Annotated in this window: 26 protein-coding genes, 2 tRNA genes and 1 pseudogene; 14 read left to right on the forward strand and 15 right to left on the reverse strand. The window is 70.7% G+C overall.

Features of this window, described 5'->3' with window-relative positions:
- Nucleotides 1-622: 622 nt before the first annotated feature.
- From ACIA5F_RS01575 to ACIA5F_RS01610, 8 genes are all read left to right on the forward strand, one after another.
- Entirely contained in the window at nt 623-934 is a 312-nt protein-coding gene (locus ACIA5F_RS01575) for a hypothetical protein (protein WP_399347931.1), read from the forward strand.
- Nucleotides 935-1,195: 261 nt separating this feature from the next.
- Nucleotides 1,196-2,353 carry an acyl-CoA dehydrogenase family protein gene (locus ACIA5F_RS01580; RefSeq protein ID WP_399347933.1) on the forward strand — a complete coding sequence of 386 codons (1,158 nt, stop codon included), beginning with the start codon at nt 1,196-1,198 and terminating at the stop codon, nt 2,351-2,353.
- Nucleotides 2,350-3,411, forward strand: a complete 1,062-nt coding sequence (locus ACIA5F_RS01585) for a bifunctional MaoC family dehydratase N-terminal/OB-fold nucleic acid binding domain-containing protein (RefSeq protein WP_399347935.1) — start codon at nt 2,350-2,352, stop codon at nt 3,409-3,411. Before ACIA5F_RS01580 ends, ACIA5F_RS01585 begins: the two co-directional genes overlap by 4 nt.
- Nucleotides 3,411-4,436, forward strand: a complete 1,026-nt coding sequence (locus tag ACIA5F_RS01590; protein WP_399347937.1) for an acyl-CoA dehydrogenase family protein — start codon at nt 3,411-3,413, stop codon at nt 4,434-4,436. The genes ACIA5F_RS01585 and ACIA5F_RS01590 overlap by 1 nt, the downstream gene beginning before the upstream one ends.
- A gap of 3 nt (nt 4,437-4,439) precedes the next feature.
- Nucleotides 4,440-4,886: a MaoC family dehydratase gene (locus ACIA5F_RS01595; protein WP_399347939.1), complete on the forward strand. Its 447-nt coding sequence runs from the start codon at nt 4,440-4,442 to the stop codon at nt 4,884-4,886.
- Complete coding sequence (locus ACIA5F_RS01600) at nt 4,883-6,052, forward strand: lipid-transfer protein (RefSeq protein WP_399347941.1); 1,170 nt, start codon at nt 4,883-4,885, stop codon at nt 6,050-6,052. Before ACIA5F_RS01595 ends, ACIA5F_RS01600 begins: the two co-directional genes overlap by 4 nt.
- 154 nt (nt 6,053-6,206) lie before the next feature.
- The gene (locus ACIA5F_RS01605; protein WP_399347942.1) at nt 6,207-6,740 is read left to right on the forward strand and encodes a SigE family RNA polymerase sigma factor; all 534 of its coding nucleotides are present in this window, start codon (nt 6,207-6,209) and stop codon (nt 6,738-6,740) included.
- 269 nt (nt 6,741-7,009) lie between these two features.
- Nucleotides 7,010-8,668: a long-chain fatty acid--CoA ligase gene (locus ACIA5F_RS01610; protein ID WP_399347944.1), complete on the forward strand. Its 1,659-nt coding sequence runs from the start codon at nt 7,010-7,012 to the stop codon at nt 8,666-8,668.
- Between the two features lie 106 nt (nt 8,669-8,774).
- Here the strand turns inward: ACIA5F_RS01610 and ACIA5F_RS01615 are convergent, their stop codons facing one another.
- Together ACIA5F_RS01615 and ACIA5F_RS01620 are read right to left on the reverse strand one after the other, a co-directional pair.
- Nucleotides 8,775-12,035, reverse strand: a complete 3,261-nt coding sequence (locus tag ACIA5F_RS01615) for a PAS domain-containing protein (RefSeq protein WP_399347946.1) — start codon at nt 12,033-12,035, stop codon at nt 8,775-8,777.
- A 119-nt stretch (nt 12,036-12,154) separates the two neighbouring features.
- Nucleotides 12,155-12,580, reverse strand: a complete 426-nt coding sequence (locus ACIA5F_RS01620; RefSeq protein WP_399347948.1) for an SSI family serine proteinase inhibitor — start codon at nt 12,578-12,580, stop codon at nt 12,155-12,157.
- Nucleotides 12,581-12,766: 186 nt separating this feature from the next.
- Here ACIA5F_RS01620 and ACIA5F_RS01625 point away from each other — a divergent pair.
- Nucleotides 12,767-12,857: transfer RNA gene (locus ACIA5F_RS01625), tRNA-Ser, on the forward strand.
- 227 nt (nt 12,858-13,084) lie between these two features.
- Nucleotides 13,085-13,157 (forward strand) — tRNA-Arg (locus tag ACIA5F_RS01630).
- Between the two features lie 88 nt (nt 13,158-13,245).
- Here ACIA5F_RS01630 and xerC read toward each other — a convergent pair.
- The 12 genes from xerC to ACIA5F_RS01690 form a co-directional block, all read right to left on the reverse strand.
- Nucleotides 13,246-14,472, reverse strand: a complete 1,227-nt coding sequence (gene xerC / locus ACIA5F_RS01635) for a tyrosine recombinase XerC (RefSeq protein WP_399347950.1) — start codon at nt 14,470-14,472, stop codon at nt 13,246-13,248.
- Nucleotides 14,469-14,675 (reverse strand): excisionase family DNA-binding protein, encoded by a 207-nt coding sequence (locus ACIA5F_RS01640; protein WP_399347952.1) that lies wholly within the window; start codon nt 14,673-14,675, stop codon nt 14,469-14,471. The genes xerC and ACIA5F_RS01640 overlap by 4 nt, the downstream gene beginning before the upstream one ends.
- On the reverse strand, nt 14,672-16,060 hold the full coding sequence (gene repSA / locus ACIA5F_RS01645; protein ID WP_399347954.1) for a replication initiator protein RepSA: 1,389 nt from the start codon (nt 16,058-16,060) through the stop codon (nt 14,672-14,674). Before repSA ends, ACIA5F_RS01640 begins: the two co-directional genes overlap by 4 nt.
- Nucleotides 16,057-16,239, reverse strand: coding sequence for a hypothetical protein (locus tag ACIA5F_RS01650; protein ID WP_399347956.1), 183 nt, complete (start codon nt 16,237-16,239; stop codon nt 16,057-16,059). The genes repSA and ACIA5F_RS01650 overlap by 4 nt, the downstream gene beginning before the upstream one ends.
- 91 nt (nt 16,240-16,330) lie before the next feature.
- Nucleotides 16,331-16,561 (reverse strand): hypothetical protein, encoded by a 231-nt coding sequence (locus ACIA5F_RS01655; protein ID WP_399347958.1) that lies wholly within the window; start codon nt 16,559-16,561, stop codon nt 16,331-16,333.
- Nucleotides 16,562-16,574: 13 nt separating this feature from the next.
- The gene (locus ACIA5F_RS01660) at nt 16,575-16,919 is read right to left on the reverse strand and encodes a SpdD-like protein (protein ID WP_399347960.1); all 345 of its coding nucleotides are present in this window, start codon (nt 16,917-16,919) and stop codon (nt 16,575-16,577) included.
- 25 nt (nt 16,920-16,944) lie between these two features.
- Entirely contained in the window at nt 16,945-17,100 is a 156-nt protein-coding gene (locus ACIA5F_RS01665; protein WP_399347961.1) for a hypothetical protein, read from the reverse strand.
- 18 nt (nt 17,101-17,118) lie between these two features.
- Nucleotides 17,119-17,307, reverse strand: a complete 189-nt coding sequence (locus tag ACIA5F_RS01670; RefSeq protein WP_399347963.1) for a mobile element transfer protein — start codon at nt 17,305-17,307, stop codon at nt 17,119-17,121.
- Between the two features lie 15 nt (nt 17,308-17,322).
- Complete coding sequence (locus ACIA5F_RS01675) at nt 17,323-18,042, reverse strand: DUF2637 domain-containing protein (RefSeq protein ID WP_399347965.1); 720 nt, start codon at nt 18,040-18,042, stop codon at nt 17,323-17,325.
- Nucleotides 18,043-18,046: 4 nt separating this feature from the next.
- Nucleotides 18,047-18,238: a hypothetical protein gene (locus ACIA5F_RS01680; protein ID WP_399347967.1), complete on the reverse strand. Its 192-nt coding sequence runs from the start codon at nt 18,236-18,238 to the stop codon at nt 18,047-18,049.
- A gap of 79 nt (nt 18,239-18,317) precedes the next feature.
- Nucleotides 18,318-19,670, reverse strand: a complete 1,353-nt coding sequence (locus tag ACIA5F_RS01685; RefSeq protein ID WP_399347969.1) for an FtsK/SpoIIIE domain-containing protein — start codon at nt 19,668-19,670, stop codon at nt 18,318-18,320.
- A 5-nt stretch (nt 19,671-19,675) separates the two neighbouring features.
- On the reverse strand, nt 19,676-20,020 hold the full coding sequence (locus tag ACIA5F_RS01690) for a hypothetical protein (protein ID WP_399347971.1): 345 nt from the start codon (nt 20,018-20,020) through the stop codon (nt 19,676-19,678).
- Between the two features lie 158 nt (nt 20,021-20,178).
- Between ACIA5F_RS01690 and ACIA5F_RS01695 the strand changes: the two genes are divergently transcribed.
- Nucleotides 20,179-20,499, forward strand: coding sequence for a putative quinol monooxygenase (locus ACIA5F_RS01695; protein ID WP_399347973.1), 321 nt, complete (start codon nt 20,179-20,181; stop codon nt 20,497-20,499).
- On the forward strand, nt 20,496-21,734 hold the full coding sequence (locus ACIA5F_RS01700) for a helix-turn-helix domain-containing protein (RefSeq protein WP_399347975.1): 1,239 nt from the start codon (nt 20,496-20,498) through the stop codon (nt 21,732-21,734). The genes ACIA5F_RS01695 and ACIA5F_RS01700 overlap by 4 nt, the downstream gene beginning before the upstream one ends.
- A 15-nt stretch (nt 21,735-21,749) precedes the next feature.
- On the opposite strand, the gene ACIA5F_RS01705 is transcribed toward ACIA5F_RS01700, so the two are convergent.
- The gene (locus ACIA5F_RS01705; RefSeq protein WP_399347977.1) at nt 21,750-22,640 is read right to left on the reverse strand and encodes a nuclease-related domain-containing protein; all 891 of its coding nucleotides are present in this window, start codon (nt 22,638-22,640) and stop codon (nt 21,750-21,752) included.
- A gap of 48 nt (nt 22,641-22,688) precedes the next feature.
- Between ACIA5F_RS01705 and ACIA5F_RS01710 the strand changes: the two are divergent.
- A pseudogene (locus tag ACIA5F_RS01710) lies at nt 22,689-23,162 on the forward strand (NUDIX hydrolase).
- Between the two features lie 388 nt (nt 23,163-23,550).
- Nucleotides 23,551-24,450, forward strand: coding sequence for a DNA-methyltransferase (locus ACIA5F_RS01715; protein ID WP_399347979.1), 900 nt, complete (start codon nt 23,551-23,553; stop codon nt 24,448-24,450).
- Nucleotides 24,451-24,513: the final 63 nt, after the last annotated feature.

The following is a 24,513-nucleotide window of genomic DNA, read 5'->3' on the forward strand; positions in this document are numbered from 1 at the left end:
GGTCCGGTCCGGTCTGGTCCGATCGGGTCTGGGTCTGGGTCTGGGTCTGGGTCTGATCCGGATCTGGTTCCGATGATTTTCACTGATCCTCGATGTGTTCCAACGGGTTTCGGACGGTCGTGGGCAAGGCCCCGCGGCAGTGCGCGCCGAGGCGGGCGCGGGAGGACGTACGGACGCGGGCGCTGGAGCCAGGTCAGCGATGACCGAGGATCGCGCCGCGTGGCGTCCCGGGCGGGGTGCAGAGGGATCGACCCGGCGGGCGCCGGGGGCGTACCGGGGGCGTGAAGCTTGATACGGCAGGGCCGCAGGCCCGGGAGACGGTGGGGTCCCGGATGGCGCGGCCCGTTTCGGCATGTCCGGGCGCGGTGGCGTGGCGGAACGTTTCCCCCCTCGCGTCGCAAGGATTTCGCCGGTTTCCGAGGCGCTGACCTGGGGCGCCGGGGGCGCGAAGGGGGTTTATCCGATGGTGCTCATACTTGCGGGGGAATCGAGGGCTCCGGGGTGGTTCATGGAGGGCCCGGTGGGCAACTCTGAGGTCGCGACGTCGTCACCGCACAGAACGACCGAGGCGGTCGGCCAACTGCCTTGTGGAGAACCCCACTTCGGTTTCTGGAGGAAACGAATGGCAAGCATCCGTACCGCCCGCGTCATCGCCGCTGTCGCCGCTCTCCCCCTCGCTGTCGCCCTCTGCGGCGGGGTGGCCTCGGCTGCGGACGGCTCCTTCGCGAACGACGGATCGAATGCGAGCGTCGCCGGCGTCATCGGCAGTGGCGTGGGCGGGGACAACCACGGCAACTCGTCCACCTCGCAGCAGGTGGCGACCGGCGCCGGTGCGTCCAACCAGAACAACACCGCGCAGGTGAACGGCTCGGCCTTCACGGCGATCGACCAGCACAACACCAACATCGTGGTGAACTTCCACCACTGGTGGTAGCCGTCCCTGAGCCCATGTGAACGATGAGGGCGCCTGTGCGACCGGACCGGCTGGGGTCCGGTAACGCAGGCGCCCTCGCGCATGCCCGGACCCGGCGCTCCCCCCGGCCCCCCGGACCCGGCGCTCCCCCCGGCCCCCGGGCCCCGCACCGCCGGGGCGCCGCGCCGTCCCGCCCGCCGGTATCCACAGCCTTGACACCACACATAAATCTGACGGACAGTCAGTTCCGTATCGACGATGTGATGCCGGGAGGCCAGCGCCGTGCACCTCGCCCCGACGCAAGCCCAGTCACGGCTCCGCGCCGAGCTGCGGCAGTACTTCCACGCACTGCTTCCGGACGGGCCGCCCGAGGACCCGGTCCGTCGGCGCGCGCTGCTGCGCCGCATCGGCGCCGACGGCCTGCTCGGTCTCGGCTGGCCGGTCGAGTACGGCGGCCGGGGCCGCGGCCCCGACGAACAGTTCGTCTTCTTCGACGAGGCCCACCGGGCCGGCGCCCCCGTCTCCATGGTCACGCTCAACACCGTGGGACCGACCCTGATGCGGCACGGGACCCAGGAACAGAAGGCGTACTTCCTCCCCCGCATCCTCGCCGGGGACCTGGTCTTCGCCATCGGCTACTCGGAGCCCGGAGCCGGTACGGACCTCGCCTCGCTGCGCACCCGAGCCGTCCGTGAGGGCGCGGACTGGGTGATCGACGGACAGAAGATCTTCACCTCCAACGCCCAGCACGCGGACTGGATCTGGCTCGCCTGCCGTACGGACCCGCAGGCCCCCCGGCACCGGGGCATCTCGATCGTCCTGGTCCCCACCGACGCCCCCGGTTTCTCCTGGACACCGATCGACACGGTCGGCGGGCTCACGACCACGTCGACGTACTACGACGCCGTCCGGGTGCCCGCTGCCAACCTCGTCGGCCCCGAGCACGGCGGATGGGGGCTGATCACCGACCAGCTCAACCACGAACGCGTGGCCCTCGCCGCCCTCGGCATGCAGGCCGAGGAGTTCTACGAGGCCGCGCTCGCCCACGCCCGCACCCCCGACCCGGCCACCGGGGAGCGCCCCGCCGACCGCCCGTGGGTGCGCTCCCGGCTCGCCGAGGCGCACGCGCGGCTGGCCGCCGTGCGCCTCCTCAACTGGCGCCTCGTCCAGGACGTGGCCGGCTCCGCCCTGGCCCCCGGCGACGCGAGCGGCGTGAAGTTCCTCGGTACCGAGTCCGCCGTCGAGGTGTACCGGATGTGCCAGGAGGTGGTGGGCGAGGAGGCCCTTGTGCGGGGGCCGGGGCCTGCGGCCTTCGCGGGCGGCGAACTGGAGCGCATGAACCGGGCCGCGCAGATCAACACCTTCGGGGGCGGGGTCAGCGAGGTCCAGCGGGAGATCGTCGCCATGATGCGGCTCGGCATGAAGGGGCGGAAGCGATGACCGCCCCGGCGGACCGGACCGACGGGCCGGACACCACCGGTGAGACCGGTGCCGGTGCCGTCCGGCCCGATACCGGTGCCGTCGGGCCCGAATCCGCCTCCGAAGCACGGTTCCACACGCTGCTCACGGCCTTCGAGGGGCTGCCCGCCGCCATCGCCGTCCGGGGCAAGGACCTCGTCAACGAGCCCATGATCCGGCACTGGTGCGAGGCGATGGGCGACACCGGCCCCGCCTACACGGGGCCGGACGCCGTCGCCCCGCCCACCATGCTCCAGGCATGGACGATGGGCGGACTCTCCGGTCACACCGGCCGCTCCGGTGCCTACGAGGAGCTGTCCACCCTCCTCGACGGCGCCGGTTTCACCTCCGTGGTGGCCACCGACTGCGAGCAGGAGTACCTGCGTCCGCTGCGCCCCGGCGACGCGATCACCTTCGACGCCGTCATCGAGTCCGTGTCCCCCCGCAAGACGACCCGGCTGGGCACCGGTCACTTCGTGACGACCCGCACGGACGTCCGGGCGGACGGCGAGCCCGCCGGGACCCACCGCTTCCGTGTCCTGCGGTACCGGCCCGCCGCACCGGGCACCGCGACACCCGCACGGCCCCCGGCGCAGCGCCCCCGCCCCGTGATCAACCGCGACAACCAGGGCTTCTGGGACGGGGTCCGCGCCCACCGGCTGCTGATCCAGCGCTGCGTCTCCTGCGCGGCCCTCCGCTTCCCCTGGCTCCCCGGCTGCAACACCTGCGCCTGCCCCGACTGGGACACCGTCGAGGCGAGCGGCGCCGGCACGGTCTTCAGCTACGTGGTCATGCACCACCCGCCCTTCCCCGCCTTCACCGCGCACGAACACCTCACCGAGCACTCCACCGAACACCCCACCACGCTGGGCGGACCGTACGCGGTCGCCCTCGTCGAGCTCGCCGAGGGCGTCCGGATGATCACCGGCATCACGGGCGTCCCGTACGACAAGGTGCGCATCGGGCTCCCCGTCGAGCTGGAGTTCCTGCGGGTCGACGCCGGTCTGGAGCTTCCCGTCTTCCGCGCGAGTGAGGGCTGATGGACTTCCACCCCACCGGGGAACAGGCCGCCGCGGCCGGTCTCGCCGCCCGGATCTTCCGCGATCTCGCCACCCATGAACGCCTCGCCGCGGCCGGCACCGGAAGCGACGCCGAACTGTGGAAGGCCCTCACCACCGCCGGTCTGACCACAGCGGTCGAGGAACTCGGTCTCCTCGGCCTGGTGCTGATCCTGGAGGAGCAGGGCCGCACCACCGCGCAGGTCCCGTACGCCGCCACCTGCGTCTACGGGATTCTCCCCGTCGTCACGCACGGCAGCGCCGCACAGCGCGCCCGCCTGCTGCCCGCCCTGGGCACCGGCGAGACGGTGGCCACCGGAGCCTTCCCGGCCCGCGGCCGGTTCACGGCCGCGGGCGCCCGCCTCACCGGAACGGCCCCGGTCGTGCCCTGGCTGCGCGATGCCACCCACGTCCTGGTCCCGGACACGGACCGGGCGCTGTGGCTGGTACGGGTGGATGCGCCTGGCGTGACGACCTCGGCGGTGGAGACCACCGCCCCCTGGTCGGCGGGCCGGCTGACCCTGACCGGCGCGGAGGCGGAACGCCTCGGGACCGGGGGAGCCTACGAGGCGACGCTCGCCGCCGCCCGCACCGCCTTCGCCGGCCTCCAGGCGGGGGTCTGCGCGGGCTCGCTGGCACGGGCCGTCGCCCACACCTCCACCCGCGAGCAGTTCGGCCGGCCGCTCTCCACCCACCAGGCGGTCATGCTGCGCGCGGCCGACGCGTACATGGACACCGAGGCGATCCGGGTGACCGCGTACGAGGCGGCCTGGCGCATCGACCAGGGGCTGGCGGCGCGCGAGCACGCCCTGACGGCGGCCTGGTGGGCCTCCGAGGCGGGCAAGCGGGTCGTGCACGCGGGCCAGCACCTGCATGGCGGCACGGGCGCCGACCTCGCCCACCCCGTCCACCGGCACTTCCTCTGGGGACGGCAACTGGACGCGTACCTGGGCTGCGGCAGCGAGCTGCTGGCCGAACTGGGCGCCGTACTGGCGCGGGAGGGATGAGCGATGAGAGCCGGTGAGGAACTGCCGCCCCTGGAGATCCCGGTCACCCGCACGCTGATCGTCGCGGGCGCGATCGCCTCCCGTGACTACCAGGACGTGCACCACGACGCCTCGCTCGCGCGGGAGAAGGGCTCCCCGGACATCTTCATGAACATCCTGACCACGAACGGGCTGGTCGGCCGGTACATCACCGACTGCCTCGGGCCCCGCGCCGTCCTGCGCAAGGTGGCCATCCGGCTCGGCGTCCCCAACTACCCGGGCGACACCATGACCCTCACCGGCACGGTCCTCACCGTCGACGGGGGGACCGCCGAGATCCGGGTCGTCGGTGCGAACGGCATCGGCCACCACGTCACCGGCACCGTCACGGTCACCCTTCCGGCCGCTCATGCCACGCCTCCCGGCTCCGGGACGACCGCCACCGTGCCGGAGCCGGGAGGCGTGGCATGAGCGGCCGCACCCGCGACGGGCTCGGTGGCCGCGCCGCCATCGCCGGCATCGGCGCGACCGAGTTCTCCAAGAACTCCGGCCGCAGCGAGCTCCGGCTCGCCGTCGAGGCCGTGCACGCGGCCCTGGACGATGCCGGACTCACCCCCGCCGACGTCGACGGCATGGTCACCTTCACGATGGACACCAGCCCCGAGATCACCGTCGCCCAGGCGGCCGGCATCGGCGAGCTCTCCTTCTTCTCCCGGGTCCACTACGGCGGCGGCGCGGCCTGCGCCACCGTCCAGCAGGCTGCCCTCGCCGTCGCCACCGGGGTCGCGGAGGTCGTGGTCTGCTACCGCGCCTTCAACGAGCGCTCCGGCCGCCGCTTCGGCTCCGGTGTCCAGCAGCGGGAGCCCTCGGCCGAGGGGACGGCGCTCGGCTGGGCACTTCCCTGGGGACTGCTGACCCCGGCCTCCTGGGTGGCGATGGCCGCCCAGCGCTATCTCCACAGCCACGGTCTGACCCCCGAGGTCTTCGGGCACGTCGCGGTCACCGGCCGCCGGTACGCCGCGAACAACCCGGCCGCCTACTTCCACGGCAGGCCCATCACCCTCGCCGACCACGCCGCCTCGCGCTGGATCGTCGAACCGCTGCGGCTGCTGGACTGCTGCCAGGAGACGGACGGCGGCCAGGCCCTCGTCGTCACCAGCACCGAGCGGGCCCGGGACCTGCGCCGGGCCCCCGCGGTGATCACGGCAGCCGCCCAGGGCGCCGGCCGCCGCCAGGAGGCCATGACCTCCTTCTACCGCGACGGTCTCACCGGACTGCCGGAGACGGGCGTGGTCGCGCGCCAACTGTGGCGGACCAGCGGGCTGCGGCCCTCGGAGATCGACGTCGGCATCCTCTACGACCACTTCACCCCCTTCGTGCTGATGCAGCTGGAGGAGTTCGGCTTCTGCGGGCCCGGTGAGGCCGCCGGATTCGTCGCGGCCGACGCGCTGCCGCTCAACACCCACGGCGGCCAGCTCGGCGAGGCGTACCTGCACGGCATGAACGGCATCGCCGAGGCCGTGCGGCAGCTGCGCGGCACCTCCGTCAACCAGGTCACGGACGCCGCACACGTCCTCGTCACGGCCGGTACCGGGGTGCCGACCTCCGGGCTGATCCTCGGAGCGGACGGCCGCTGATCGGGGAACCGGCGCCAGTACCAGGCTCCCGGTGCGGCCCCGGCCCCTCCACCTACAGGAGGTGAGGCATACCCCACCCCTACAACCTGAGGCGGACCTGTCTTCGGCACCTGCGGCCGATCCCAGGCCCCACGTCCGCTTCTAGCGTGGAGCCATGACCACGTCTGTGTGCACGCTCGCCTCGAATCCGACGCCGTACCCGTCGTTCTCGGCGTACGTCCGGACCCGGGGCACGGTTCTCCTGCGCACCGCCCGCTCGCTCACGGCCAACCCGTTCGACGCCGAGGACCTGCTCCAGACGGCCCTCACCAAGACCTACACCGCCTGGGACCGCATCGAGGACCACCGGGCCCTGGACGGGTACGTCCGGCGGGCCCTGGTCAACACCCGTACCTCCCAGTGGCGCAAGCGCAAGGTCGACGAGTTCTCCTGCGACGAGCTGCCGGAACCCGAGGCGGTCCAGGCCACCGACCCGGCGGAGGCCCAGGCGCTGCGCGACGCGATGTGGCGCGCGGTGACCCGGCTGCCCGACCGGCAGCGGGCCATGGTCGTGCTGCGGTACTACGAGGACCTGAGCGAGGCGCAGACCGCCGAGCTGCTCGGAGTGTCGGTCGGCACGGTCAAGAGCGCCGTCTCACGCGCCCTGGGAAAGCTCCGCGAGGACCCGGAACTCACCCCGGTCCGCTGAACCACCACGGCGGACCGCCCCTCCACCCGCCCGGGTTCCGCCCCCGCGTGTTTCACGTGAAACGGGCCCGGGCCGACCGGGTGTTTCACGTGAAACAGGTATCGGGTCCGGTCGTGTTTCACGTGAAACACGCAGGGGGCCGGTCGCTGTTTCACGTGAAACAGCGACCCGGCTTCTACTCCCGGGTAGTGACATGCCGACCGGCACGTGCGCAGAATCGGCAGCATCCGTAGCCGCCGCAGCCCCGCAGCGCCCACCGGGAGGACGCTTTGCTGAGCACCATGCAGGACGTACCGCTCCTCGTCACCCGCATACTCCAGCACGGGATGACGACGCACCCGAAGTCCCGGGTCACGACCTGGACCGGGGAGGCGGAGCCGCACCGCCGCAGCTTCGCCGAGATCGGTGCCCGCGCCAACCGTCTCGCCGGCGCCCTGCGCGACGAGCTCGGCGTCCGGCAGGACGACCGTGTCGCCACCCTCATGTGGAACAACGCCGAGCATGTCGAGGCGTACTTCGCGATCCCTTCCATGGGCGCGGTCCTGCACACGCTCAACCTGCGGCTCCCTCCCGAGCAGCTGGTCTACATCGTCAACCACGCCGCCGACCGGGTCGTGCTGGTCAACGGCACACTGCTGCCGCTCCTCGTCCCTCTGCTGCCGCACCTGCCCACCGTCGAACACGTCGTGGTCTCCGGCATCGGCGACCGCTCCGCACTCGTCGGCAAGGGGGTGCGCGTCCACGAGTACGAGGAGCTCCTCGCGGGCCGCTCCGACAGCTACGACTGGCCCGCGCTGGACGAGCGTCAGGCCGCCGCCCTGTGCTACACCTCGGGCACCACGGGGGAACCCAAGGGCGTCGTCTACTCCCACCGCTCGATCTACCTGCACTCCATGCAGGTCAACATGGCCGAGTCGATGGGTCTGAACGACAGGGACACCAGCCTCGTCGTCGTCCCGCAGTTCCATGTGAACGCCTGGGGCCTGCCGCACGCCACCTTCATGACCGGCATCAACCTGCTGATGCCCGACCGGTTCCTCCAGCCCGCCCCGCTCGCCGAGATGATCGAGCGGGAGAAGCCCTCGCACGCCGCGGCCGTCCCCACCATCTGGCAGGGGCTGCTGGCCGAGGTCACCGCCCGCCCGCGCGACCTCTCCTCGATGAGACAGGTCATCATCGGCGGTGCGGCCTGTCCGCCCTCCCTGATGGAGGCGTACGACAAGCTCGGCGTCCGCCTCTGTCAGGCATGGGGCATGACCGAGACCTCCCCGCTCGGCAGCATGGCGCACCCGCCCGCCGGGCTGGGCGACGAGGAGGCGTGGCCGTACCGGATCACCCAGGGCCGCTTCCCGGCGGGTGTCGAGGCCCGGCTGGCCGGACCCACCGGCGCGATCCTGCCCTGGGACGGCGAGTCGGCGGGCGAACTGGAGGTGCGCGGCCCCTGGATCGCGGGTGCCTACTACGGCGGTGCCTCCGGCGAACCCTCCCGCCCGGAGGAGAAGTTCAGCGCGGACGGCTGGCTCAGGACCGGCGACGTCGGCGTCATCAGCCCGGACGGCTACCTCACCCTGACCGACCGGGCCAAGGACGTCATCAAGTCCGGTGGCGAGTGGATTTCGAGCGTGGCGCTGGAGAACGCGATCATGGCCCACCCCGAGGTGGCGGAGGCGGCCGTGGTCGCCGTGCCCGACGCCAAGTGGGGTGAGCGCCCGCTGGCCACCGTCGTCCTCAAGGAAGGCGCGACCGTGGACCACACGGAGCTGCGGGCCTTCCTCGCCCGGTCGGTCGCCAAGTGGCAGCTGCCCGAACGGTGGGCTTTCGTCGAGGCGGTGCCGAAGACCAGCGTCGGCAAGTTCGACAAGAAGGTGATCCGCAGGCAGTACGCGGACGGTGCGCTGGACGTCACCGAACTGACCCGGCCCGCCTGACCCGGCCCGCCTGACCCGGTCGCCTGGTCCGACCGGCCACGGTCCGGGCACCACGTCGCCGTCGCCCGTAGGAGGCTGCCCGCGGGACGTGCTGCCCGGCCGGGCCCTACTGGTCGGTGCCGATCTTGGCCAGCAGATCCACGATGCGGCCCTGCACGTCCGCGGTGGTGGACCGCTCGGAGAGGAAGAGCACGCTCTCGCCCGAGGCCAGCCGGGGCAGTTCGGCCGGTTCGATGCCGGCCGTCGTGTAGACGACCAGCGGGGTCCGGTTCAGCTGCCCGTGGGCCCGCAGCCAGTCCACGATCCCGGCCCGCCTGCGGCGCACCTGCATCAGGTCCATGACGACCAGGTTGGGCCGCATCCGCCCGGCCAGTTCCACGGCGTCGGGGTCGGCGCCCGCGCGGGCGACCTGGAGACCGCGCCGCTCCAGGGCGGCGGTCAGCGCGATCGCGATCGGGTCGTGCTCCTCGATGAGCAGGACCCGGGAGGGGTGCTGCTCGCTGTCACGGGGTGCGAGCGCCTTGAGCAGCACGGCCGGGTCGGCGCCGTACGCCGCCTCCCGTGTGGCATGGCCCAGTCCGGCGGTGACCAGCACGGGCACCTCGGCGGCGACCGCGGCCTGGCGCAGTGACTGGAGGGCGGTCCGGGTGATCGGACCGGTCAGCGGGTCCACGAACAGTGCGGCGGGGAACGCGGCGATCTGCGCGTCCACCTCCTCGCGGGAGTGCACGACCACCGGACGGTAGCCGCGGTCGCTGAGCGCCTGCCGGGTCTGCGCGTCGGGCGCGGGCCACACCAGGAGCCGACGCGGGTTGTCCAGCGGCTCCGGCGGCAGCTCGTCGTCCACGGGCCGTGGCACGGGCCGCTGGACCACCTCGACGGCGCCGCCGGGGCCGTCCAGTGGCTCGGGACCCTCGTCGGAGCCCGCTTCAGGGGCGCCTATGGCGAAGGCGCGGCCCTGGGGGGCGGGTTCGGAGAGCCGGCGCCGTCGGCCGGAGCCGGTGGTGTCGATGCCCTGGCCCAGGGTGCGCACGCTGATCGGCCGGCCGGGATCGGCGGGTGAGTCCTGCGGCTGCCGGGCCCCGGGAACCGCCGCCTGACCGGCGGTGTCGTCGTCCTCGGCGGTCCGGGCCGCCGGGACCGGCCAGGCCGGGGTGGCGGGCAGCGCACGCCGCTTTCCGGTCGGGTGCAGGGGTTCCCCGGCGACCGCGGCGGGCGCCACGGCGTCGGCTTCGGGCTCGCCGCCGGGCGCGCCCAGCACCCGGCGGCCACGCCGCCCGCCCGGAGCGTCGGCATCGGCCTCGGCGGGTGCCGGGGCCGAACCGGCCATGGCGGGAGCCTGCGGCGCAACGGCCGCGGCGGACGGGCCGGCCGGAGCGGGGGCCGTGCTCGGCCCGGCGGGCAGTGCGAAGCCGCCCTCCGGGGCGACGGGCCGTACGGGAGCCTGGGCGGGCGCGGGCACAGGAGTGCCGGGCCGTGCCGGACCCAGCGTCCGCCGCCGCACGGCGGCGGGATGTTCGGTCACCGGGACCGGCGGGAGCGCGGGCACGGCGCCGCTCCGGGCGGGTGCGGGCCGGCCGGGGGCTGCCTGGCCGCCTTCCTCACTGCCGTCACCGTCCCGGCCCCGGCGGCGTCCGGTGCCGAGCCCGGCGGGGCTCACCGGGGACTGGGCGAGCCCGCCGCCCGCGTCACCGGGAGCGTCCTCGCCCGCCCGCCGCCGCCCGGACGGCAGCGCCAGCGCGCCCGCGCCCTCGGGGGTCCTGGCGGCGGCGGGAGCCGCGGCCTCGTCGTCCAGGAAGGAATCCACCCCGCGCCGGGGCCTCCCGGCGGCGGAGCGGGCCGTCCCGGCCGTCCCGGTCTCCTCCGCCCCGTCGCCCTCGGGCTCCTCGGCGGGCTCCGGGAGGGTCACCGTCCCGGCACCCGCCCCCAGCGGGAGTTCCAGTACGTACGCCCCACCGGGAGCGCCCGGAACCTTCACCGTCTGGAGCACGCCCCCGTGCGCGGCCACGATGCCCCGCACGACCGGCCCGTGCACCGGGCTGCCGCCTTCGTACGGCCCGCGCACCTCGATCCGCACGACGTCACCGCGCTGCGCGGCGGCCACCACGATCGTCGAGTCGCTGTACCCGCTGCCCTGGCGGGTCTTGCCGGTGGCGTCGACCCCGGCGACGTCCGCGACCAGGTGCGCGAGCGCGATCGCGATGCGTTCCGCGTCCACCTCGGCCTCGATGGTCGGCGCGTGGACGGCGAACTGCGCGCGGCCGGGCCCGATCAGCTCGACGGCGCCGTCGACACCGGCCGTGACGACCCCGTCGATCAGTACCTTCTTCTTGGAGAGCCTGCCGCCGCCCGCGTCCAGGCGCTGGAAGCCGAGCACGTTGTCGACGAGGGTGGTCATCCGGGAGTACCCGGCGGCCAGGTGGTGCAGCAGCTGGTTGGCCTCGGGCCACAGCTGTCCTGCGTCGTCGGCGGCGAGCGTCCCCAGTTCGCCGCGCAGCTCTTCCAACGGCCCGCGCAGGGACTCGCCGAGAACCGCCAGCAACTGTGCGTGCCGCGCGGCCAGGGCGTCGTAGGGCCGGCGGTCGGTGAAGGTCATGACGGCGCCGACGAGCTGTTCCCCGTCCCGTACGGGTGAGGTGGTCAGGTCGACGGCGACCGGCTGCCCGGTCTTGTTCCACAGCACCTGGCCGCGCACCCGGTGCTTGCGTCCGCTGCGCAGGGTGTCGGCGAGCGGGGACTCCTCGAAGGGGAACGGCGAGCCGTCGGCGCGCGAGTGCTGGATCAGCCCGTGCAGTTCGCGGTTGCCGAGGTCAGTGGCGCGGTAGCCGAGGATCTGGGCGGCGGCCGGGTTGACCAGCACCACCCGGCCGTCGGTGTCGGTTCCGACGACGCCTTCGGCGGCGGCCCGCAGGATCATCTCGGTCTGCCGCTGCGAGCGGGCCAGTTCGGCCTCGGTGTCGACGGCCCCGGAGAGGTCCCGTACGACGAGCATCAGCAGCTCGTCACCGGTGTAGGAGGGCTGCGGCTCGCGATAGGCGTCGCGCCCGTCGAGATGGGCGCTGGTGACCTCGACGGGGAATTCGGTGCCGTCGGTGCGGCGCGCGACCATCCGCGTGGGCTTGGTCCGGCCGCCCTCGGCCTCGCCGGGCCGGCGCATGGAGCCCGGGATCAGCTTGGAGTCGAAAGCGGGCAGGAGGTCGAGCACGCCCCGGCCCACGAGCCCGGTACCGGGGCTCTCCATGACCTCAAGGGCGATCGAATTCGCGTTGACGACCGTGCCGTTGGCGTTGACGAGCAACAGCGCGTCCGGAAGAGCGTCGAGTATTGCTGCGAGGCGAGCAGCGCCTCGGGATGGCCTGCTGCTCACGACGAGCTTCCTCCCTGACCACAACTACCGGCATGTCACGGGAGGAGTCTAAGGCCACAGCTCCGTGCCGGGGTGGCGGATGCACGGTGTCCGCCACGCAACCGCCACATCCTCCCTGTTCAGGAACGCCCACTCGGAAGCAGAGGTTCCAACTCGTCCCAGCGATTGATCTCGCATCCGTTCGTCCGCCGGAAGGTCGAGTCCACCCTGTGCCCGTGCCAGGTCCCGGTGATCCGGGCGGTGGCCGGGCCGCCGTGCTGCAGGGTGCAGATCTGCCGCTTGGAGACGGGGGCGAAGGGGTCCTTGCCCTCCTCGGCGAGCTGTTCCAGCCGGGCGCAGGCCCCGCCGGCCTCGGGGTGGTCACCGCCGACGGGGTCGCATTCGAGGCGGTACTCCCGGTCCAGCTGGGGGTTTCCGGTGTCGGCCATGTCGATGGTGAGGCGGTCGGGTGTCGCCAGCAGCCGGCCCAGGGGCAGTGGGGGCAGCGGCCCCACGGCCGCGGCGGCCAGGGCGGAGGTGACGGCGAAGGCGGCGAGACGCAGCATGGGGCACTCCAGGTCGTCCGTACGTCGTACGCCTGACCAACGACGGGCGCGCGCCGATGTTGCGTGTCCGGAGGGCTGAAAGGCTTTGCCCTCCACCCGCCCCTCCTTGTACCGTGGGAGCGGATTGGTGACGGGCCCCGAGCCTGTGTCATCATCTGCACGCACCTTCGTACGCGAGGGTGTGCTGGAGGCGTCGCCTAGTCCGGTCTATGGCGCCGCACTGCTAATGCGGTTTGGGGTTTACCCCCCATCGAGGGTTCAAATCCCTCCGCCTCCGCACCTCACCGAAGCCCCGGTCCTCGCGGACCGGGGCTTCGGTGCTTTCCGGCCCGTGCGTGGCCCGCGCCGCCTTCGCGCGGCTTCTCCAGGACCCAAGCGGATGATCTTCTTCCGCCATGTTTCCGCAGGTCAGTCATGGTCTGGCCAATGGATTTCGCGTCCCGGCGAGGTCCATGTATTGTTGTTCTCGCAAGGCCAACGGGGCGCAAAACCCCAGCAAGCCAAGCACTCGTAGCTTAACGGATAGAGCATCTGACTACGGATCAGAAGGTTGCAGGTTCGAATCCTGCCGAGTGCACAGCAGGTCAAAGGCCCCGGACGAAGAGTCCGGGGCCTTTGTCGTTTTTCCGTACAGCAGCGAAGTACCGCAACCGCACCGATCTTGGTCAGCTGGTCCCGCCCATCGCCTCGGAGAGTCGGCCGATCGCGGCGCGCACCTGCTTCTCGCTCGCCTCTGCGTAGACCTCCATCGTCATGGCGATCTGCGAGTGCCGCAGAATCCGCTGGGCCACCTTCGGGTGGACCTTGAGCGCGACCAGGAGCGAGCTGCACGTGTGCCGGGTGTTACGTAGCGGGATGGCCCGCAGACCGGCGCGCTGGGCCCGCAGGGCGAACATCCGGGTCAGGTTGCCCGGCTCGATCGGCGTGCCGTACTTCGTGGTGAAGATCAGGTCATGGCGGTCCTGCCAGAGATCCCCGGCCGCCTTCCGGTCCCCGAGCTGCTGGGCGCGGCGCATCCGCAGGGCCTTGAGGCAGAGCGACGGCAGGGGGAGGAAGTCGTCCGAGTCCTCCGTCTTGGTCTTGCGGTGCAGGAGCTGGCGTCCGGCGCGCTGGATCTGGTGATCCACGTACAGCTCGCCCATCTCGAAGTCGACCGATTTCCATGTCAGACCCAGCACCTCACCCCGGCGCAGGCCAAGACAGAGCACGAGCACCCAGGCGGCGAGGAGGTGGTCCTCCCGGGCGGCGGCGTCGGTCAGGAACCGGCCCGCCTCGGCGACGGACCACGGCTTGATCCGGCGGCGTCGAGGCTTGGGCACCTTCACCAGCGAGGCGACGTTCTTGCTGATCTCCTCCTCGGTGACGGCGTGGGTGAGGGCGGCCCGCAGGGCATCCCGGGACCCCTGGATCACGCGCCGGGACGGGTACGTCTCGCAGCATTCGCCAGCGGCGCAGCATCGGCGGCGGCCGGGGTCACGCTTCGCGTCCTTGCCCTGGGCGCAGCACTGGCAGATGACCGCCAGCTTGGTCAGCCACTCCCGTACGTCCCGGACCGTGAGCTTGTCGAGCTGCTTCGTGCCGAGATGCGGGGCGATGTAGAGGCGGACGTAACCCTCGTACGAGACGTAGGAGAGCGGGGCCAGGTTGGGCTTCACGATCGAGTCCAGCCAGTAGGAGAGGAAGGCGACGACCGTCCGGTGCCGAGTGGCTACGGGTCCCTTCTTCGCCTCCGCGTGCAGGTTGAGCCACTTCTCGTGGACCTCCTCGCGGGTCTTGCCGTAGGCGTACTTCCGGGCGCGCGTGCCGTCCGGCTTGGTGACCCAGACGTAGGCGGCGTAGCCGTTCTTGTACGGGTAGATGGAGCCTTCGCCGTTGCCGCGTTTCCCGCTCATGCCGCCCGCCCTTCGGCGCCGACGGTGACGCGTTCGACGTACTCGTCCACCCAGGCCGGGAGGATGCGGCGGTTGCGGCCGACCTTGACGGAGCGGATCTCGCCGGTGAGCACGAGCATCTTCGTCTTGGAGAGCCCGAAGCTGAGCATGACGGCGACCTCGGCGGTCGTGTGCCACTTGGGCTGGATCACGGTCGTGGTCATGCTGTCCCCTCCAGTGCGAGTTGGTCGTGCAGGGCTTCGCGGGCGGTCTGGCGGTTGAGGTGGATGGCGTGGGCGATGGTGGCGGCGAGGGCGGATTCACCGGGGGTGTGGCCGTGGCCTGCGTACTGCCAGGAGGCGAGGACGAGGGTGGTGTCCGGGTCGGTGGTGGGGAGGCCGCGGGCTTCGCGTTCCTGGGCGGCGCGGTAGTCGGCGCGGGTCTGGCGGAGGGCGCCGAGGGTGGTGGAGTACTGCCTCGACTTGGTGGAGAAGTGGCCGCGGAAGCCGAGCATGTGGGACCAGGTGGCGATGCGGCGGTCCGGGTAGAGCGGGTCGAGGTCGAGGCAGGCCGTGATGAGGCGGGCGGTGTGGTCGGGGACGCCGAGGAGGGCGAGGGCTTCGCGGTTGCCGATCCGGCGGTCGAGGGTGCCGGTGTTCTCAGCGGCCTTGGTCGCGTACTTGGCGACGTAGGAGGCGACGGCCTGCTCCGTGATGTCGGAGCCGTCGCCGAAGGCGGTGATGGGGCGGACGTCGAGCTGGGTGCCCCAGCGGAAAGTGCGGGCGGGCTGGTCCGTGGCGGGCGGGAGGCTGACCGAGGTGTAGGGGTGGGTGGCGGCGGCCCGGACGGAGCGGTCGAGGAGTTCGGTGGTGGCCCAGGCGGGCGGCGGGGTGTCGGGCCCCTCCGGTCCGTCGATGCGGATGACGGCGTGGAAGTGGATGGCACCGCGTTTCTGGAACTCGGCGACCTTGCCGTAGGAGATCCGGGCGATGTCCTTGAGCTGCCGTTGGGTGAGCCCGGCGCAGGCGGCGATCTCGCGGCGGAGGCGTTTGGCGAAGCGGTCCCAGAGGGCGCCGGCCATGTTGTTGAAGAGGACGGCGGCGGCGTAGTCGTAGGTGGCCGGGTCGAGGGCGGTACCGAGTTCGGGGGCGTCGTCCTGGTGGTGGGTGCCGCAGCGGCAGGGGCGCCCGGCGGGCCGGTTGTGGACGGGGCCGAAGGAGGGGGCGGTGAGGGTGGCGAAGACGCGAGGGTGTTCGCGGACGGTGGCGGGGATCTCGCGGCGGTCGTCTCCGGCTAGTCCGGCGCGGATGAGGTGGTAGGTGTCTCCGGCGTAGGTCCAGGCGCAGGAGGGGCAGCGGGAGGCTCGGCGGTTTCCGCAGGCGATCCGGAGCCGGGCGCCGGGTTCGGTCCCGGTGGAGTAGTGGTGCAGGGTGGCGCCGGTGGTCTTGTCCTTGGTGAGGGTCCAGCCGGTGATGTGGATGGGGTCGGAGCAGCCGCCGGTACGGCGGATCTGGTCTTCCCAGCGGGCGTAACCGGGAGCCCCGGCCACCCTCAGCATATCGCCGAGGAGACCGGGGTCCAGGTCCGCGAGGGTCGCGGGGTCGGTCACGCCTTCACCGTCCGGCGGCGGGCGGTGTGCCGGGTGCCGGTGCCGTGGCAGGCGGGGCAGTGCGCGGTGATCGTACGGAGGTGGCCCGCCGGGGTGCGTCCGCCGAGGGTGACGGCGGCGGAGGCGTGGCCGTCACAGTTCGGGCAGATCTGCCCCCGGGCGGGGATGTGCTGGGTCATGATGGTGCTTCCTTCCGGATCGTCTGGTTCGGGCAGGAGCACGGCTCCGGGACGGCGGAAACTTGGCGGTGGAAGCCGTCCCGGGGCCGGTTCAGCGGCGGTTGCGCCGAGGCTTGGAGTAGGCGGGCGGGATCGCGTCGTACGCCTGGGCGCCCTCGGCGAACGAGGACAGGTTCCCGTCGCTGGCGTCGACCTGGCGCTTGATCTTGTTCATGGTTTTGCGGTCCCCGTGGCGGCGGGCGTTGGCATACTCGCGGCCGAGTTCGGTCATGGCCGGGTCGCTCGGGGTGGAGTCGGACGTCTTGCGGCGGAACAGGCCCATGGCAGGTCCCCTTTCAGCGGCGGATGTCGGTGTTGTTGAGTAGCGAGCGCAGGACGACGGCGCAGACGGCGACCGAGGCGCCGGTGATGGCGACGGCCAGGAGCATCGAGACCAGGACCGTGCCGATGACCAGGACGGCGCCGGTACCGGCGGCGACGGTGACCAGTCCGGCCGGGGTGAGGCGGATACCCGCGACCTGCATGCCGGACGCCGTAGTAGCCGGGGCCGGGGTGTGGTCGCAGCCGCAGGCCGGGACGGCGGAGGTGTGGTGGGGCTCGATGCCGGTGGCGGGTGGCTGGACGAGCGGGATGACGCGGCCGGTCGGGAGCGGGTTGGTCGGGATCTTCGGGCGGATCATCAGGGGTTCCCCTATCTCGGTCGGGTTACTTGATGGCGGCGTCGATGACGGTCGAGATCAGGCTGTCGGCGAGGAGGTAGCCGCCGAGGAGGAGTACGGCGACGAGCCACCAGGGCGGGCGGATGAGCTTGAGGGCCAGGGCTCCGATGACGATCACGGCGAGCCAGAGCGGTACGTCCATGACGGTTCTCCTTCCGGGTCAGCGGGCGCCGCAGCGGTGGGTACGGGCGGCGAGTTCGGCGGCGGCGCGGCTGGAGTAGTCGGCGGACCAGTCGCAGCGCGGGGCGGTGCAGGCAGCGGCGTGGGCTTCGCGGCCGTAGCGGTCGGTGTAGGTGCCGACCTCGACGGGGCCGATCCGGCGGACGTCGCGGAAGCGGTAGCGGGGCATGGGCTGTTCTCCTTCTCAGGTGAGCTGGAGGGCGATGGCCTCGGCCATCGGGGCAGGGACGCCAAGCCGGGTGCGCAGGGTGTCGGGATCGATCGGGCCGCCGGTGCGGGCGTGGTGCTCGTCGGCGGCCTTGCGGGCGTACTCCAGGAGCGCGGCCGGGACGGAGGCCGCAGGAGTTGCGGGCAGTGCGGGCGCGGGTTCCGGGGCCTGGATCTCCGTGACCGGCGGGACGGGTTCGGCCGGAGCGGGCGGGGTGGGCGGGGCCGGTTCGATGCCCAGGGAGACGATCTCGATGTCCGGGGCGACGGTATCGGGGTCCGGGGCGGCGGGGCCGGGTTCGTCCACGGGTGTGGAGGACGGCTCTGTCGGGGCGTGGACGAGGAGGGTTCCGCCGAGGAAGGCGAGGGCGGGCCATCCGGCGACGAGGATGCGGAGCCAGGCCGGGACGTCGTTCAGGTCGAGAAGGCCGGCGGTGGCGACGTTGGCGCCGAGGGACGCGGCCAGGGCGACGGCGAACCAGGTCCAGGCCGAGCGGGTCGGTTCCCCGGCATCACGCAGCAGGCGGAGTCGGCGCCAGGAGGCGACGAGGAGCAGGTCCACGCTGATCGGGTAGGCCCATGCCTTCCAGCCGTCCTGTCCGGCGGCTTCGGCGAGGTCGTGGAGGTGGGCGAAGGACAGGGCACCGGCGATCACGGCCTGCACGAGGACGGCGTCCGGCCGGATTCTGGCGGGCATGCGGTCACCGGGCCGTTTCGCCGGGTGCCTGCACGAAGTCGTCGTGGTGGTCGGTCAGCCACTGCTCGATCTCGCGGTGCTCGGCGTAGTCGGCCTTCTCGAAAGCGGTCTCGGCGACCTGCACCGCCTTCACGAACTGGTTGTTCCGGGTGAGTTCGGCCGACCGTTCCAGAGCGCGGCGGATGGAATCGCGCATGAGGATCACTCCTGTTTCGGGCATGGCGGGGGTAGGGACACGGCGCGAGGCGGTCGCGCCGACCAGGTGGGACGAGGAGTCAGACGTTCTGCTTGGCCTGGGCCGGGATGTCGGCCGGGGCGGGGTGGTGGGGGCGGAAGGCGTCCAGGGACGGGATGTCCGGGGTGAGGCCCTCGTGCTCGGCGCAGGCCGCCGCGGCTTCGTCCAGGGAGACGAACGGGGCGCGGATGCGGGCCCAGCCTCCGGTGACGAGGCCGATCACGGCCGTGCCGGGGCGTTCGGCGGCGATCGAGGTAGCTGCCCCGACGGCCCTCATACTGATGTCGCCGAGTGCCATCTTGGCGGAGGCTTCGTCGTTGACGCGGTGGGTGACGCGGCCGGTGAGCTGGGCACGTAGGGCGGTGGCGCCGGTGCCGAGTTCGGAGCCGAAGCGCTGGCCGCAGACTTCCAGGTAGATGGCGGCGGCGCGGCCGAGCTGGGCCAGGCGGACGAGTTGGGTGACCATGTGGTCCCGGCGTTTCTCGTCGGCCTTGTTGGCGATCAGGAAGAGTTCGGCGACTTCGTCCACGATCAGGACGAGCGGCACGGGGCGGATGTCTGCGGGCAGGCCCCAGACGTCCGAGGTGATCGACTCCGCCGGGGTGTCGGGCGCCAGGTGCTGGGAGGCGCGGATCAGTGCGTACCGGTCGGTCATCTCGTTCACGAGGACGTCGAGGAGGACGGTGGCGTGTTCCGGGGTGTAGGCGAGGGCGGAGAGACGGCGGGAGAACGGGGCGAGCTCCACGCCCCACTTGCAGTCGATCCCGACCAGCGCGACCCGCTGTGACGCCAGCCCTTTGACGAGTCCGCGCAGGTAGACGGATTTCCCCGACTCCGTCGCACCGATGACCAGTTCGTGCGGACTGGCCCGGAAATCCCGGATGTGCGGGGCACCGTCCGCACGCAGGGCGACGGGGACCTTGAGCAGCTCCGAGGGCAGCTTGCGCGGCATACACACCCGGCGCAGGACGTCGTAACCGATCAGCCGCACTTCCAGGAACCCGGGCTTCACCGCCTTGACGTGGACTCCGTGCATCCGCCACGAGTGGCGTAGCCGCTCCGTCGCGGCGTCGAAGTCGAGGAGTTCTTGCCCCGGCAGGATGGTGATCCTGAGGACCAGCCCCGACCGGGTGATCCGTACCCGGCGCAGCTTCGGCACCGCACGGGCCGGAATCCGGTCCAGCGCGGACGCCAGGATCACCCGGGACCGGGACGGTTCCTCGGTCAGCCCGCACGCCCCCATCACCGAGCGGTACGACCAGGCCAGCCGGACCACGGTGACCAGCCACCCGAAGCCGAGCCAGTACCAGTCCGGCCGCTTCCACCTCAGCCACCCGAGCCCGGCGGCGACCACACCTAAGCCGACCAGGACGACGATCTCTCCCCCGGACACCGGGATCAGACCTTGGCCGGAGCGGCGAGGGCGGTGACGGCGGCGGCCCGGAAGCTGATCCCGTGCCGCTTCTGCCCGTTGAACTCGTTCTCCCACGGCCGGGCCACCAGACCGGTCAGCGCCACCGGCGTGCCCATCACCAGGTCACTGGCGACACCCGGCTTCGGCACGGCCACGGACAGGACCTCGGCCTCACCGTTCGCGGCGAACAACACGTCCACCGTCATCATCGGCGCCCCGGTCTCCAGGTCCATGGCGATCTCACCGGTCCGCCGGTCCTTGATCTTCGGAGCCGGGGGCAGGGCCACCATCACCAGCGCGGCCGACGTGTCAACGGGGATCTGACGCATGGGTGCGTCTCCTTCACGTAGCGGGGAAGCCGCCCCGACGACTTGGGGTAGCAGCTTGACTACGAAGTTACTCGCAGAGTTTCTGCGAGTCAAGAGAAACTGCTACTCGCAGGAAGTCTGCGCACCTGCGAGACTGGGTGTGACCGAAAGGAGCACATATGAGCGAGGGATTCGGCCTGGTTGTGCGCTTCGCACTCTGCGATCAGGAAGCCGCAGCAGCTTTCGACGAGCTGTGCGCGACGACCCTGGTCGGCATCAAGGCCGCAGAGCCGGGCACGCTGACCTACGTCGTGCATGTGCCGGAGGGTGAACCGCTGGTCCGCGTGTTCTATGAGCTGTACGCAGATCGCGCTGCGTTCGAGGCCCACGAGGCGCAGGCGCACACACAGCGCTTCCTCGCCGAGCGCGAGCAGTACCTTGCCGGTGTTGAGGTCACGTTCCTCAACGCGATCAGCGGGAAGGTGGCAGTACAGCAGTGAGTTCCGAGGAGCGGCGCGTCTTTGGTACGCGCGTGGCCAATCTGCGCAAGCAGAAGGGCATGACGCAGGGGGAACTTGCCGCGGCCATCGGCCGTACGGCTAGCTGGCTGTCCCAGGTCGAGCGGGGAATCCAGCCGGTGAACCGCCTGGACGTGATGCGACTCCTGGCCGATGGCCTCGGCGTGCCGCTCCAGGTGGTTACGCCTGACGCCCCGCCGCCGGCGGAAGCCGAGCCGACACCGCAGCCGGAAACCAACGACCTGGACCAGGCCAGGCTTGTACTGTCCGGGCACCCTGCGCTCGATGTTCTTCTCAGCCCCCGCCAGGACTTCCGTCCCGACACCCTGGATGACCTCCGGTCGTCGGTTTCCAAGATCTGGGAGCTGACCCATGGTGACCACTTTGCCGAGCTGAGCGCTGCGATCAGCATCTTGGTGCCGAGGCTGGAACGAGCCAGCCGGACGGCATCGGCGAAGTACTCGCCTGAACTGCACGCCTTGCTGGCGAGAACGTACCAAGCCCTTGCAGCCTCATTCGTCCGCCAGAACGAGGCCGATGCCGCATGGGTAGCAGCTGACCGGGCCATCCGTGAGGCGGAACTGTCCGGCGAACCGCTCGGTGTCTTCGCAGGCATCTACCGGTTGTGTCACGCGTTCGTCCGCCTGAACCATCTCGACCAGGCCGAGCACGCAGCCGAGACGGCCGTCAACGCCCTCCAACACCACGTCGAGACGAACGAGCCCACTGCTCAGCACCTCTCGGTTCTGGGGTCGCTCCATCTGATGCTGGCCCTCGTCCACGCTCGGTCGGGCGAGAGGGCGGCAGCACGTCATCAGATCGAGGCCGCCCGTTCTGTCGCCCAGCAGCTCGGCGAGGACCGGAACGACTTCAACCTTGAGTTCGGCCCGACGAACGTGGAGATCCAAGCTGTTTCCACAGCAGTCGATCTAGGTGACGCGGGCGAGGCTCTCGACATCGCCAAAGGCTTGAGCACAGCTGGCCTGTCCTCCGAGCGGCAAGCGCGCCTGCTGATGGATCTGGGGAGGGCCCATGCCCAGCGACGCCAGTACGCTGATGCTCTCGACAGTCTTCTGCGCGCCGAGGAACTCGCTCCCGAGATGATCCACACACATGTCGCGTCACGGGCAGTCGTGCGGGACCTCGTACTCGTCGCAGGCCGCGGCGCGTCCGACGAACTGCGTGCTCTGGCCGAGCGGACCGACAGTCTCGGATAGGCGAAGCGGTCTGGCTCAGGAGCCGAGCCAAGCCCTTCGGTGGCGTGCCACCGCGTAGACGATCTCGACCTGTTCCGGCGTGAGTCGGCCGGTGAGGGGGCCAAGGGCGGCAACTTCCCGTTCCCGGTACACGCGGACCTGGAGTTGTGTCGCCCCCTTGGGCAGCTCGTTCACTCCCACGAACACGAGGACCGGCTCCACCTCGACGGGGAAGGGACAGTGGCGCTCAAGGACACCACGCGCGTACTTGGCCTCAGCCCTGCTCTTGGCCGGGTAGGGATGAGGTGGCCCGTGGTTGACCTTCACCATGTCGTTGCCGACCCACACGGACTTACCCCGGAAGTTCTTGGTGTTGACGGTGAAGACGCCGCCGGGTCCGACGAGCAAGTGGTCGATGTCCCCGCCGCGGGTCAATGGAATCGAGTGCAGAACCTTCCACCCCTGGGCAGTCAGACGGTCCAGTTCACCACCAGCGATACGCTCCCCGGCCAGTCCCTTGAACCAGGAGTCCCACTCGGTCTGCCTACGCATCACCCGGTCAAGGGCCCTGCGCAGGCGATTCGGCCCCTTCGAGCGAAGCATGTCCTGTATCCCGGAGCCAGGCCGGTTGAGGGCCAGGTCATCGGGTGATGTCAGCGGCGGCAGCTTCCGAGGGGCCCGGCCCGCCGGCCTCGGCGGACCAGCCTTGGACCGGTCCTGCGGCTTGGGCTGCGGAACCAGGGGTGCTGGCGGGTCGGCGAGATGACGTCGCAGAAGGGCCAGAGCCTCCTTACGGTACTTCTCGACCACCACTGTCACCTTGCCGGTACGGCAGTCGGCCCATGCAACGGTGGTGCCATCCGGCAGGTTCACGTACAACCGGTCGTGACCAGGCTTCCGCCAACGAGAAACCTTCAGCTCATCCATGCCGCCCCCTGACACATCGCGCCCCGAGACCATGGGAACAGTCGAATCGTGACGCCACAAGATGACCTCTGCACAGGCCAGAAGCCCGGCAACCCGGGCCCACGTCACTCCGCATCGGTAGCGGGTGTGGCGGTGCGGGAAGGCGGTCGGCTCCTGGTGCTCCGGCGAGCGGACAACGGGACCTGGGAGCTACCGGGCGGGGTGCTGGAGCTGGCGGAGGCGCTGGAGGACGGGGTGCGGCGGGAGGGTCTTGGAGGAGACGGGAATCCACGTCGAGGTGGACGAGCTGACCGGGGTCTACAAGAACGTCGTCGTCGGAGTCGTCGCCCTGGTGTTCCGGTGCAAGCCCTTCGGGGGCACCGAGCGCACGTCCGACGAGACCATGGCGGTCCAGTGGCTCACGTCCGAGGAGGTGACCGAGCGGATGTCCGAGGTCTACGCGATCCGGTTGCTGGACTCCCTGGACGGGACGGGCCCCACCTACGGAGCCATGACGGACGCCAGTTGCTCACGGTGCGGTGAGAGTTTCCCTACTTCATCAAGGCACCCGCCGCGCAAGCGCGGCGCGCGCGGCCCGGCTTGCCGGGCCTGCGCTCCTGTCTGCGCCCCGCTCCAGCCCGCCCGCCAACCGCGCGCCTGACAGCTCGGATGCATGGTGGGAACCCCGCTGTGGCTGAGGCGGTCGGCTCCACGGATTTAGCCACCTCCCCGGATCGGGGCCCACGTCGAGCAAGACCAGGGGGCCACTCGATCAAATTCCGGGCAGGAGCAAAGCCTGCCCGAGTTGCCGGCCAGCGTACGGCCCCCTGATCATGCTCGACCCCAACCCGGGCAGGACACCGGCCAAACCCGTCCACCGACCTAACGCGCGACACGATGCGGTTTGCGATCTTAGCGACACAACGGAAACATGGGCTACAACTATGAGGAGTTACAAGTGAGCCACCAGGTCACTGGCATGACCCCGACACCGTACGAAAATTTTCCGTCCAGTCAGCTAGAGCCCGCTTTTCGTACAGACCTTGGAAAATTGTTCCAGGCTGACTGCTTGGAAGTCATGCGGAGCATGCCCTCTGGATCAGTTGACTTGATTTTCGCAGACCCCCCGTTCAACCTCGGGAAAATGTACGGTAAGCACTTCACGGATGCCATGGCGGAGGCCGATTATGTGAATTGGTCAAAAGTGTGGATCAAAGAAGGGCTTCGATTGTTGAGCCCTGGTGGCGCCTTCTTCTTGTACAATATCCCTAAGTGGAATATGGCCAACGGTGCATACATGCAAAGCCTCGGCATGAATTTCCGTCACTGGATTACTATCGATATTAAATTCAGCTTGCCAATCTCCGGCAAGCTATACCCGAGCCACTACAGTCTTCTGTATTTTACCAACGGCAAGCCGAGAAGCTTCACCCGCCCCCGCACTCCTATTCAGGTGTGTCGCCATTGCGGAGGGGATGTCAAAGATTACGGCGGGCATCGTAATAAGCTTCATCCGGATGGTATCAATCTGACTGACGTTTGGAACGACATCCCACCCGTCAGACATCGCGGTACGAAGAATCGGCAGGCTAACGAGTTGAGCGAAAAGCTCCTTGAGCGCGTGCTTGAAATCGCCAGCGATCCCGGGGATGTGGTACTGGACCCATTCGGCGGCAGTGGTACTACTTATGCCGTATCCGAGGGAATGCATCGGCAGTGGGTGGGGGCTGAGCTCGGCGATGTAGAGCCCATTGTCAACCGACTTACGGGGGTGGGCAATCAGGTAGAGCTCCCCGGTCTCGGAGATGCAGGAAAGGGTCGCCGAACGTAACGGTGCCTCCGCAGCCTGGAGTGATCGTGCCAGCCTAGTCGTCGGCGCACTAATTCCAGGCTG

Source organism: Streptomyces sp. NPDC051567, assembly GCF_044454165.1.
Lineage (GTDB): Bacteria > Actinomycetota > Actinomycetes > Streptomycetales > Streptomycetaceae > Streptomyces.

Bases quoted from the DNA above. Each gene is read 5' to 3' on its own strand.
- ACIA5F_RS01575 (WP_399347931.1), top strand. From the start codon at position 623: ATGGCAAGCATCCGTACCGCCCGCGTCATCGCCGCTGTCGCCGCTCTC.
- ACIA5F_RS01585 (WP_399347935.1), top strand. From the start codon at position 2,350: ATGACCGCCCCGGCGGACCGGACCGACGGGCCGGACACCACCGGTGAG.
- ACIA5F_RS01590 (WP_399347937.1), top strand. From the start codon at position 3,411: ATGGACTTCCACCCCACCGGGGAACAGGCCGCCGCGGCCGGTCTCGCC.
- ACIA5F_RS01595 (WP_399347939.1), top strand. From the start codon at position 4,440: ATGAGAGCCGGTGAGGAACTGCCGCCCCTGGAGATCCCGGTCACCCGC.
- ACIA5F_RS01600 (WP_399347941.1), top strand. From the start codon at position 4,883: ATGAGCGGCCGCACCCGCGACGGGCTCGGTGGCCGCGCCGCCATCGCC.
- ACIA5F_RS01605 (WP_399347942.1), top strand. From the start codon at position 6,207: ATGACCACGTCTGTGTGCACGCTCGCCTCGAATCCGACGCCGTACCCG.
- ACIA5F_RS01620 (WP_399347948.1), bottom strand. From the start codon at position 12,580: ATGCTGCGTCTCGCCGCCTTCGCCGTCACCTCCGCCCTGGCCGCCGCG.
- xerC (WP_399347950.1), bottom strand. From the start codon at position 14,472: ATGAGCGGGAAACGCGGCAACGGCGAAGGCTCCATCTACCCGTACAAG.
- ACIA5F_RS01640 (WP_399347952.1), bottom strand. From the start codon at position 14,675: ATGACCACGACCGTGATCCAGCCCAAGTGGCACACGACCGCCGAGGTC.
- ACIA5F_RS01650 (WP_399347956.1), bottom strand. From the start codon at position 16,239: ATGACCCAGCACATCCCCGCCCGGGGGCAGATCTGCCCGAACTGTGAC.
- ACIA5F_RS01655 (WP_399347958.1), bottom strand. From the start codon at position 16,561: ATGGGCCTGTTCCGCCGCAAGACGTCCGACTCCACCCCGAGCGACCCG.
- ACIA5F_RS01660 (WP_399347960.1), bottom strand. From the start codon at position 16,919: ATGATCCGCCCGAAGATCCCGACCAACCCGCTCCCGACCGGCCGCGTC.
- ACIA5F_RS01665 (WP_399347961.1), bottom strand. From the start codon at position 17,100: ATGGACGTACCGCTCTGGCTCGCCGTGATCGTCATCGGAGCCCTGGCC.
- ACIA5F_RS01670 (WP_399347963.1), bottom strand. From the start codon at position 17,307: ATGCCCCGCTACCGCTTCCGCGACGTCCGCCGGATCGGCCCCGTCGAG.
- ACIA5F_RS01675 (WP_399347965.1), bottom strand. From the start codon at position 18,042: ATGCCCGCCAGAATCCGGCCGGACGCCGTCCTCGTGCAGGCCGTGATC.
- ACIA5F_RS01680 (WP_399347967.1), bottom strand. From the start codon at position 18,238: ATGCGCGATTCCATCCGCCGCGCTCTGGAACGGTCGGCCGAACTCACC.
- ACIA5F_RS01690 (WP_399347971.1), bottom strand. From the start codon at position 20,020: ATGCGTCAGATCCCCGTTGACACGTCGGCCGCGCTGGTGATGGTGGCC.
- ACIA5F_RS01695 (WP_399347973.1), top strand. From the start codon at position 20,179: ATGAGCGAGGGATTCGGCCTGGTTGTGCGCTTCGCACTCTGCGATCAG.
- ACIA5F_RS01705 (WP_399347977.1), bottom strand. From the start codon at position 22,640: ATGGATGAGCTGAAGGTTTCTCGTTGGCGGAAGCCTGGTCACGACCGG.
- ACIA5F_RS01715 (WP_399347979.1), top strand. From the start codon at position 23,551: ATGGGCTACAACTATGAGGAGTTACAAGTGAGCCACCAGGTCACTGGC.